At 70.4% G+C, this 8,930-nt stretch carries 9 protein-coding genes; 4 read left to right on the top strand and 5 right to left on the bottom strand.

Translation table 11 applies throughout. The annotated features are described in order from the left end of the window. The 3 genes from IG54_RS0111785 to IG54_RS0111775 form a co-directional block, all read left to right on the top strand. On the top strand, positions 1-1,337 hold a 1,337-nt coding region (locus IG54_RS0111785), incomplete at its 5' end, for a S1C family serine protease (RefSeq protein ID WP_106976988.1). Between the two features lie 117 nt (positions 1,338-1,454). Then, positions 1,455-1,916, top strand: coding sequence for a sec-independent translocase (locus IG54_RS0111780; protein WP_030781150.1), 462 nt, complete (start codon positions 1,455-1,457; stop codon positions 1,914-1,916). Between the two features lie 120 nt (positions 1,917-2,036). Next, a complete protein-coding gene (locus IG54_RS0111775) occupies positions 2,037-2,705 on the top strand; it encodes a hypothetical protein (RefSeq protein ID WP_030781145.1) in 669 nt (222 codons plus the stop codon). Between the two features lie 67 nt (positions 2,706-2,772). Here IG54_RS0111775 and IG54_RS0111770 read toward each other — a convergent pair whose 3' ends face one another. The 3 genes from IG54_RS0111770 to IG54_RS0111760 are packed head-to-tail and all read right to left on the bottom strand — an operon-like array spanning position 2,773 to position 5,814. Then, the gene (locus IG54_RS0111770) at positions 2,773-3,906 is read right to left on the bottom strand and encodes an Mrp/NBP35 family ATP-binding protein (RefSeq protein ID WP_030781142.1); all 1,134 of its coding nucleotides are present in this window, start codon (positions 3,904-3,906) and stop codon (positions 2,773-2,775) included. A 44-nt stretch (positions 3,907-3,950) separates the two neighbouring features. After that, complete coding sequence (locus IG54_RS0111765) at positions 3,951-4,535, bottom strand: DUF1003 domain-containing protein (RefSeq protein ID WP_037896900.1); 585 nt, start codon at positions 4,533-4,535, stop codon at positions 3,951-3,953. Next, positions 4,522-5,814, bottom strand: coding sequence for a magnesium transporter MgtE N-terminal domain-containing protein (locus tag IG54_RS0111760; RefSeq protein ID WP_030781135.1), 1,293 nt, complete (start codon positions 5,812-5,814; stop codon positions 4,522-4,524). The genes IG54_RS0111765 and IG54_RS0111760 overlap by 14 nt, the downstream gene beginning before the upstream one ends. A 263-nt stretch (positions 5,815-6,077) precedes the next feature. On the opposite strand from IG54_RS0111760, the gene IG54_RS0111755 reads away from it, so the two are divergent. Next, the gene (locus IG54_RS0111755) at positions 6,078-6,800 is read left to right on the top strand and encodes a hypothetical protein (RefSeq protein WP_078593999.1); all 723 of its coding nucleotides are present in this window, start codon (positions 6,078-6,080) and stop codon (positions 6,798-6,800) included. Between the two features lie 131 nt (positions 6,801-6,931). Here IG54_RS0111755 and IG54_RS0111750 read toward each other — a convergent pair whose 3' ends face one another. Both IG54_RS0111750 and IG54_RS0111745 read right to left on the bottom strand, forming a co-directional pair. Next, positions 6,932-7,450: a hypothetical protein gene (locus tag IG54_RS0111750; protein ID WP_030781129.1), complete on the bottom strand. Its 519-nt coding sequence runs from the start codon at positions 7,448-7,450 to the stop codon at positions 6,932-6,934. Between the two features lie 24 nt (positions 7,451-7,474). Beyond that, a complete protein-coding gene (locus IG54_RS0111745; protein WP_030781127.1) occupies positions 7,475-8,611 on the bottom strand; it encodes a magnesium and cobalt transport protein CorA in 1,137 nt (378 codons plus the stop codon). Positions 8,612-8,930 lie beyond the last annotated feature (319 nt).

The following is an 8,930-nucleotide window of genomic DNA, read 5'->3' as shown; positions in this document are numbered from 1 at the left end:
GCCCCGCCCCGGCCCCCGGCGGCACCCCGGCACACGGCACCCCCGTAGGCCACTCCGCCCCTCCGGTCACGCACGCCGTGTCCGCCCAGGGTCCCTACGGCGACACCGGTCACCCCCACGCCGCCCCGCCGCAGGGCGCTCAAGGCTTGGGGCGGCGGTCCTACGATCCGTGGAACGCGCCTCTTCAGCAGGTCGGGTCGTTGCCCCCGGAGACCAAGGAGCGGCAGCGCAGGCGGGCGCGGCGGGGGGTCGTCGTCGGGGTTGCGTTGGTCGCCCTCGTTTCCGGGCTCGTCGGCGGTGCCCTAGGGTCGTATCTGGAGCGCAACGGCGTTGATGAGATCGAGCTTCCGCAGGTCGGGGTGGAGTCCAAGGACCGGCCCAGCGGCAGCGTGGCCGGGATCGCCGCCGCGGCCCTGCCCGGCGTCGTGACCCTGCACGTCAGCGGAGACTCGGCGCAGGGCACCGGCACCGGCTTCGTCCTCGACGGCAAGGGCCACATCCTCACCAACAACCACGTCGTCGAGCCCGCGGGCACCGGCGGCGAGATAACGGTGACCTTCAGCGGCGGCCAGACCGCCAAGGCCGAGGTCATCGGCCGCGACTCCGGCTACGACCTCGCCGTAGTCAAGGTCTCCAACGTGCGCGGCCTGAAGCCCCTGACCCTCGGCAACTCCGAGAACGTCCAGGTCGGCGACCCCGTCGTCGCCATCGGCGCCCCCTTCGACCTGGCGAACACCGTCACCTCCGGGATCATCAGCGCCAAGGAGCGGCCCATCACCGCGGGCGGCGAGAAGGGCGACGGCAGCGACATCTCGTACGTGGACGCGCTCCAGACCGACGCCCCCATCAACCCGGGCAACTCGGGCGGCCCACTGGTCGACTCCAAGGCGCGCGTCATCGGCATCAACAGCGCCATCCGTTCCGCCGACGACGGCTCGGACTCGGGCCGCGGCCAGGCGGGCTCCATCGGCCTCGGCTTCGCCATACCGATCAACCAGGGCAAGCGCGTGGCCGAAGAGCTGATCAACTTCGGCAAGGCCACGCACCCGGTGATCGGCGTCACACTCGACACCGAGTTCACCGGAGACGGCGCCCGCATCGCGGACAAGGGCAGGGACGGCGGCCCCGCGGTCAACGCGAACGGCCCCGGCGACAAGGCGGGCCTCAAACCGGGTGACATCATCACCGAGGTGGACGGCTCCCCCGTGCACTCCAGCGACGAGCTGATCGTGAAGGTCCGCGCCCACCGCCCCAAGGACCGTCTGGACCTGACCATCGAGCGCGCGGACCGCGACCGCGAGGTGACCCTGGTGCTCGGCTCGGCCGACGGCGACTGAGGACGGGCGCAGTGGCGCATCGGCTACCGGACCGACATGAGCGCCGGGTACCGTGGTCACGGTCCAGACCTCGGACGACGACCTGTTGCGGGCTGAGGACATCGCAAGGAGTTCTAGGTGTTCAATGACATTGGCGCACTCGAGATAGTGGCGCTGGTCGTCCTCGCCGTGCTCATCTTCGGCCCCGACAAGCTGCCGAAGGTCATCCAGGACGTATCCCGCACGATCCGCAAGATCCGTGAGTTCTCGGACAGCGCGAAGGCGGACATACGAGAAGAGCTGGGCCCGGAGTTCAAGGACTTCGAGTTCGACGACCTGAACCCCAAGAAGTTCATCCGCAAGCAGCTCGACAACGACGAGCTGGGGCTCAAGGAAATCCGTAACGGCTTCGACCTGAAGAAGGAGATGAACGAGGTCGCGGACGCCGTGCACGGCCGCGGCAGCGATGACTCCGACTCCTCCTCGGAAGCCGCCGCCACCTCCTCGGGAGGAGCCCGCGTGGACATGCAGAAGAAGTCCGCGGAGCCCAAGAAGCTCGACGCCGGCGACCGCCCGCCGTTCGACGCGGACGCCACATAAAGGATCACCTGAACCGCCGCCGCCGACCGGTGTGGCTATCCTGCCTTGTTGTCCGGCGTGAGGACGCCCGAGGGGGGCGGGCCGCTCCGGACCGACGAGAGCGAGGAGGCGGCCGGGTACATGGAGACGACAAGTCGCGTAGGCGCGCAGGCGCCGGCCGCGGACGGCACCGCACAAGCGGTGCCCTCCGCCCGGCGCACGGTCGACGGCTACCTGCTGGCGCCCTTCCCCTGGTACGGCCTCGATGAGGCCTTCACGGGTCAGCGCTGGCTCATGCAGGTCGGCGCGACGGCGGACGGATCGGTCGAGCACGGTTCGATCGGCCACGGGGACGAGCCGTCGGTGCGCGCCGAGGGCAGCCTCGGCAACAGCGACAAGGAGCGGTTCGCGGTGGTGGTGACCGTCGCGGCCAACCCGGTGCGGCGCAGCGCGGACGGTACGGGCGTCCTGGAGGCCACCTCGGTCTCCTCGGCGGCCTGGCTCGCCGGAGTGGGGCTGCTCTCCTACACCTGGCCGGGCCAGATGGACCACTCGCTGCGGGACAACTGGCTCGACCAGCAGACGGAGACGGCCTGGGTCCTCGCGGACGACCTGGACGGCGCCGACTGGTCGTCGCTCTCCCTGCCCGTGGACGGCGTGCCGACGCCCTTCCACTACCGCGAGTCCGAGTACGGGTGGGTCCTCGCCGGATCCACCAAGGAGGGCGTGCACCTGGGCGCGTACGGGCGCGGCATGAGTGCGTACGGGCTCGGCTTCTCGGTGATCAAGGACATCGCCGCATACGCCTGAGCGCCCAGCGCTCGGCGCCCCGCCCCTGGCGCCCCGCCCCCTGCGGGACGGGGCGCTCCTCAGACGCTCAGAACTTGTTGCGCGGGGTGATCCCCAGCGACATGCCCGACAGGCCGCGCTGGCGGCCGCCCAGCTTGCCCGCGATGGTGCGCAGCGCCGAACCGGCGGGGGAGTCGGGGTCGGTCAGGACGACCGGCTTGCCCTCGTCGCCGCCCTCGCGCAGCCGCACGTCGATCGGGATGGAGCCGAGGACCGGCACCGTGGCGCCCGTCGTCTTGGTGAGGCCCTCGGCGACCTTCTGGCCACCGCCCGTGCCGAACACGTCGACCATCTCGTCGCAGTGCGGACAGGGCAGCCCCGACATGTTCTCGACGACGCCCACGATCTTCTGGTGGGTCTGTACGGCGATCGAACCGGCCCGCTCGGCGACCTCCGCCGCCGCCTGCTGAGGCGTCGTCACGACGAGGATCTCGGCGTTCGGGACGAGCTGCGCCACGGAGATCGCGATGTCGCCGGTGCCCGGCGGCAGGTCGAGGAGCAGCACGTCGAGGTCGCCCCAGAAGACGTCCGCGAGGAACTGCTGGAGCGCGCGGTGCAGCATCGGGCCGCGCCACACCACCGGGGCGTTGCCCGGGGTGAACATGCCGATGGAGATGACCTTCACGCCGTGCGCGGACGGCGGCATGATCATGTTCTCGACCTGGGTGGGCTTGCCGTCGGCGCCCAGCATGCGCGGCACGGAGTGGCCGTAGATGTCCGCGTCGACGACGCCGACCTTCAGACCGTCCGCGGCCATCGCGGCCGCGAGGTTCACCGTCACCGAGGACTTGCCGACGCCGCCCTTGCCGGAGGCGACCGCGTAGACCCGGGTCAGCGATCCGGGCTTGGCGAAGGGCACCTCACGCTCGGCGGTGCCGCCGCGCAGCGCCGACGCCAGCTCCTTGCGCTGCTCGTCGCTCATCACGTCGAGGGTGACGTCGACACGCGTGACGCCCTCGACCGCGGCGACCGCGTCCGTCACGTTCTTCGTGATGGTCTCGCGCATCGGGCAGCCGGAGACCGTCAGGTACACGGTGACCGCCACCGCCCCGTCGGCGCCGATGTCCACCGATTTGACCATCCCCAACTCGGTGATGGGTCGCTGGATCTCGGGGTCGTTCACCGTCGCCAGTGCTTCACGCACCGCGTCTTCCGTAGCCATAGACCCGATAGTACGGCGCGGTAACCCTGCCCGGGAAAGGGCCGTCAGCGGTCGCCTACGTCACGTCCGCGCGCACCCTCCGAGGGGAATACGACGCGGTTCTCCGCGCGCTGCTCGATCCGCTGCTCCTCCAGCTCCTTGACCAGGTCCTGTAGCTCGGAGCGGATCCAGTCGCGGGTCGCCACCTCGCCGAGGCCCATGCGCAGGGAGGCGATCTCACGGGTGAGGTACTCGGTGTCCGCGATGGACCGCTCGTTCTGTTTGCGGTCCTGTTCGAGGTTGACGCGGTCGCGGTCGTCCTGGCGGTTCTGCGCGAGGAGGATCAGCGGGGCCGCGTACGACGCCTGGAGGGAGAGCATCAACGTCAGGAAGATGAACGGGTACTGGTCGAAGCGCAGGTGATCGGGGGCCGCGATGTTCCAGACCACCCACAGGATGATGACGACCGTCATCCAGACGATGAACCTGCCGGTGCCCAGGAAGCGCGCGATCCGCTCCGAGAGCCGCCCGAACGCCTCCGGGTCGTAGTCGGGCAGCAGCTTGGGCCGCGGGGTGCGCGGCTGGTCGAGGCGGAACCGTGGGCTCCTGGGCTCGGCGCGGTTCTCGCGCTCCCGGTCAGCCGCGGCCATCGCCCGCTCCCTCCGCTTCCTCTTCCTCTTCCAGATGGAACTCCGTCTCGCGCCAGTCCTCGGGCAGCATGTGGTCCAGTACGTCGTCGACGGTGACCGCCCCGAGCAGCGCGCCGCCCTCGTCGACGACGGGCGCCGCCACCATGTCGTAGGCGGCGAAGAACCCGGCGACGGTGGGCAGCGTGGCGCCCGGCGCGAGCGGTTGCAGATCGTCGTCGAGGATCGAGCCGACGAGCGTGTACGGCGGGTCGCGCAGCAGCCGCTGGAAGTGCACGGTGCCCAGATACTTGCCGGTCGGCGTCTCGTCGGGCGGACGGCATACGTACACCTGTGCGGCGAGGGCGGGGGAGAGGTCCTCCTTGCGCACCCGCGCGAGGGCGTCGGCGACCGTGGCGTCGGGGCGCAGCACGATCGGCTCCGTGGTCATCAGGCCACCGGCCGTGCGCTCCTCGTACGCCATCAGACGCCGCACGTCGGCCGCGTCGTCCGGCTGCATCAGGGTGAGCAGGCGCTCCTTGTCCTCCTCGGGCAGCTCGGCGAGGAGGTCGGCGGCGTCGTCGGGGTCCATGGCCTCCAGGACGTCGGCGGCGCGCTCCTCCTTGAGCTTGCCGAGGATCTCGATCTGGTCGTCCTCGGGCAGCTCTTCGAGGACGTCGGCGAGCCGGTCGTCGTCGAGGGCGGCGGCCACTTCGGCCCGCCGCTTGGGCGACAGGTGGTGCAGGACGTTCGCGAGGTCGGCGGGGCGCAGCTGTTCGAAGGTGGCGAGCAGGTTCTCGGCGCCCTGCCCGTGCTCCTCCAGGGAGAAGCCGTCGACGGCCGACCAGTCGACGGTGAGCGTCTCGCCCTTGCGCCGGAACGTGCCGCCCTTCCCCTTGCGTACGAAGACCCGGTCGATCTCCCAGTCGCGGCGGGCCGGCAGCTGCTGGACCGCCACGTCGAGGACGGTCACCTCCTCGCCGGTCTCCACCAGATGGACCCGGCGGTCGAGCATCTCGCCGAGGACGAGCCGCTCGGTGGGCCGCTGCTCGAAGCGCCGCACGTTCAGCACGCCGGTCGTGATGACCTGGCCCGACTCGACGCCGGTGACACGGGTCATGGGCAGGAAGATGCGGCGCCGGGTGGCCAGCTCGACGACGAGGCCGAGAAGCCGCGGGGGCTTGCGGCCGACGCGCAGCATCGCGACGAGGTCGCGCACCCGTCCGACCTGGTCGCCGTTCGGGTCGAAGACGGGGATGCCGGAGAGGTGGGAGACGAAGACCCGGGGGGCGCCTGCCGCCATGCGTGCGCCTCCTTCCCGCGAGTTCTCACGTGCCCGAAGTGATTCCTGCCGTTCTGTCCGGCAATACGGGCTTCAGGCTAGCCCGTCCCGGTCGGATACGCCCCGGCGGAGGGTCCGGACGGACCGGCTCCGCTCCGCTCGGCCGGCACGGGTACGCTGCCGTACTGCCGAAGCCGTAGAGGTCGACCGCACGAGAGGCAGCCTCACCTGTGACCGCACTTCCCCTGGCCAGCCGAGCCCGCAGGGCAGCGTTCGTGAGCGCGATGTGCGCGGGCATGGTCGCGGCGGTCACGAGTCTGACAGGGTGCGGCGGCAAGGCGGAGGACCCGGACGCGGGCACGAACGGCGTCGGGAAGCTGTCGGCACCGAAGATCCAGAGCAAGTCGTCCAAGGTGGCGCAGGCGGCGTCGGCGGTCCGGCTCTCGGGCACGGTGGTCAGCAAGGGCCATACGTACACCCTCGACATGCGTCTCAAGGGCGAGGGCGGCGAGGGCTCGGTCACGTCCAAGGGCCAGACGTTCCGCCTGCTGCGCGTCGGGGAGCAGCTGTTCCTGAAGGCCGACTCGGAGTTCTGGACCCACGAGCGCGGCCAGGGCGACGGGAAGCCCCAGCAGGCGGACGAGGCGGCGGCGGCCAAGCTGGACGGCAAGTACGTCAAGGTTCCGCAGGGCGATCCGGCCTACGAGCAGCTGAGCGGCTTCACGGACAAGGACGTACTCCTGGAGGGCATGCTCACGCTCCACGGCCACCTGGCCAAGGGCGACCGAGGCAGGACGGGCGCCCTGCGCACCATCAAGGTCACCGGTGACCGGGGCGCGGGCGGCACGCTCTCGGTCTCCCTGGACGGCAAGCCGTACCCCCTGCGCCTGGAGCGAGGCGGCCACGCGGGCATCCTCAAACTCACGGACTGGAACAAGGACTTCCCCCTACAGCCCCCCGCCAAGTCCGAAATGGTCGACTACGGCAAGCAGCTCCCCACGTCATAGGAGAAAGCAAGCCCCGATGAAGCAAGCCCCGAAGGGGCAGCTTCAGGGGCGCGGGGCTGTATCGATTTGCGGCTCCGCCGCGTGGGCGCGAGCAACCACAAAACACCCGCAGAGCAAGACCGGGAAGCCCCTCAACGGCGCTTGCGCCGGAACACCAACCGAGGAAGCCCCGCAGGCACGGCCCGCCGAGTAGTGGCCCCCGTGGCCAAAGGGGCCGCTGCCAGTGACCCCGAGGGCATCTCGGTCACCGCCCCACGCGGAGTGAGCCGCACGACCCGGCACCCCTCCGCCCACCGCGAGGTCATCCGCTCGGCGTCGGGCGCGTTCAGCCGCTTCCCCTTCAGCTCCGAGACGGCCGCCTCCCACGCCTCGGAGCGGGGTGCCAGCTCGGCGACCTCGGCCGTCCAGGCGACGATCCGCCCGCCCTTGTCCTTGCTGCGTACGGTCACCTCCGCGCGGCCCCCGTCGACGAGCCCGGGCAGCGGCTGCTCGCCGGGCCCGTCGCCCACGAGGTGCGCGGCGCCGTCGTGCCAGACGTGCCACAGCGCCCGCGCGGGGGAGCCCTCGCCCTGGACCCAGATGAGGCCTGACTTCTTGGTGGCCTCCTCGATGAGGGCGGGGCCCAGCGGCGTCTCAGCAGTCCCAGTCATGCGGGGCAGCCTATCGAGTGACGGTCACAGCCAGCCGTTGCGCTTCAGGGTCCGGTGGATCGCGAAGCAGGCGCCGCCGATGAGGGCGAGCACCATGGGGTAGCCGAACCGCCAGTGCAGTTCGGGCATGTGGTCGAAGTTCATGCCGTACACCCCGCAGACCGCCGTCGGCACGGCGATGATCGCCGCCCATGAGGTGATCTTGCGCATGTCCTCGTTCTGCGCGACGGCGGCCTGGGCGAGGTTGGCCTGGAGGATCGAGTTGAGCAGTTCGTCGAAGCCGATGACCTGCTCCTGGACGCGCGTGAGGTGGTCGGCGACGTCACGGAAGTACTTCTGGATGTCGGGGTCGACGAGCCGCATGGGCCGCTCACTCAGCAGCAGCATCGGGCGCAGCAGCGGCGAGACGGCCCGCTTGAACTCCAGGACCTCGCGCTTGAGCTGGTAGATCCGTCCGGCGTCGACACCGCGCGCGGTCCCCTTGCCCTTGCTGGGCGCGGAGAAGACCTCGGTCTCGACCTCGTCGATGTCGTCCTGCATCGCGTCGGCCACCGCGAGATAGCCGTCGACGACGTGGTCGGCGATGGTGTGCAGGACGGCGGAGGGCCCCTTGGCGAGCAGTTCGGGGTCTTCCTGGAGGCGGCGGCGCAGGGCCCGCAGCGAGCCGTGCCCGCCGTGCCGGACGGTGATGAAGAAGTCCCGTCCGGTGAAGCACATCACCTCGCCGGTCTCCACCACCTCGCTGGTGGCGGTGAGTTCGGCGTGCTCGACGTAGTGGATGGTCTTGAAGACGGTGAACAGCGTGTCGTCATAACGCTCCAGCTTGGGCCGCTGGTGGGCGTGGACGGCGTCCTCGACGGCGAGCGGGTGCAGGCCGAACTCGGCGGCGATACCGGCGAATTCGGCTTCGGTCGGCTCGTGCAGACCGATCCAGGCGAAGCCGCCGTGGCGGCGCACCTGGAGCATCGCCTCGTGCGGGGTGAGGGCGTCGGCGCACTCCATGCGCCGCCCGTCCGTGTAGACGGCGCAGTCGACGACGGCGGAGGCGGCCTCGCGGGTCGCGTCGTAGGAGTACGAGGAGGTGGCGGAGGAAGCGTAGGAGGTGCCGTCCTTGCGCAGCGAGGGGCGGACGGCGGCACGAAGGTCGCGGATCATCGACATGGGCAGGCTCCTTCGAAGGAGGCCGCCTGCGGCGGGTGGAACTGCCCGGAATGGGGACGTCCTACTGCGGAGATGTTTGGCACGTCCACAAAGCGGGGAGCACCGCACCGTCGCGGTGGCAGCTTCGCTACTGACACAGATCAGATAACTCAGACAGATCAGGTGGAAACGAAGTGCTCTTCCGTCGCACACGGCACGGGCACCGCGAGCGGTGCGTGCGGGTGCTGTGCAGCTACCGGGCTGCGTGATTCATCGGGCGGAAGAGCGGGTGGTACTGCACGGTCGACTTCGGTCCATTGCAGCCCCACCTCCTCCGGCC

The organism is Streptomyces sp. NRRL S-920 (assembly GCF_000717945.1).
Classification (GTDB): Bacteria; Actinomycetota; Actinomycetes; order Streptomycetales; family Streptomycetaceae; genus Streptomyces; species Streptomyces alboniger.
This window is presented reverse-complemented; position numbering and strand designations above follow the sequence as displayed.

Excerpts from the sequence above, each read along its gene's own strand:
- IG54_RS0111775 (WP_030781145.1), top strand. The coding sequence starts at position 2,037 with ATGGAGACGACAAGTCGCGTAGGCGCGCAGGCGCCGGCCGCGGACGGC.
- IG54_RS0111765 (WP_037896900.1), bottom strand. The coding sequence starts at position 4,535 with ATGGCCGCGGCTGACCGGGAGCGCGAGAACCGCGCCGAGCCCAGGAGC.
- IG54_RS0111750 (WP_030781129.1), bottom strand. The coding sequence starts at position 7,450 with ATGACTGGGACTGCTGAGACGCCGCTGGGCCCCGCCCTCATCGAGGAG.
- IG54_RS0111760 (WP_030781135.1), bottom strand. The coding sequence starts at position 5,814 with ATGGCGGCAGGCGCCCCCCGGGTCTTCGTCTCCCACCTCTCCGGCATC.
- IG54_RS0111745 (WP_030781127.1), bottom strand. The coding sequence starts at position 8,611 with ATGTCGATGATCCGCGACCTTCGTGCCGCCGTCCGCCCCTCGCTGCGC.
- IG54_RS0111770 (WP_030781142.1), bottom strand. The coding sequence starts at position 3,906 with ATGGCTACGGAAGACGCGGTGCGTGAAGCACTGGCGACGGTGAACGAC.
- IG54_RS0111755 (WP_078593999.1), top strand. The coding sequence starts at position 6,078 with ATGTGCGCGGGCATGGTCGCGGCGGTCACGAGTCTGACAGGGTGCGGC.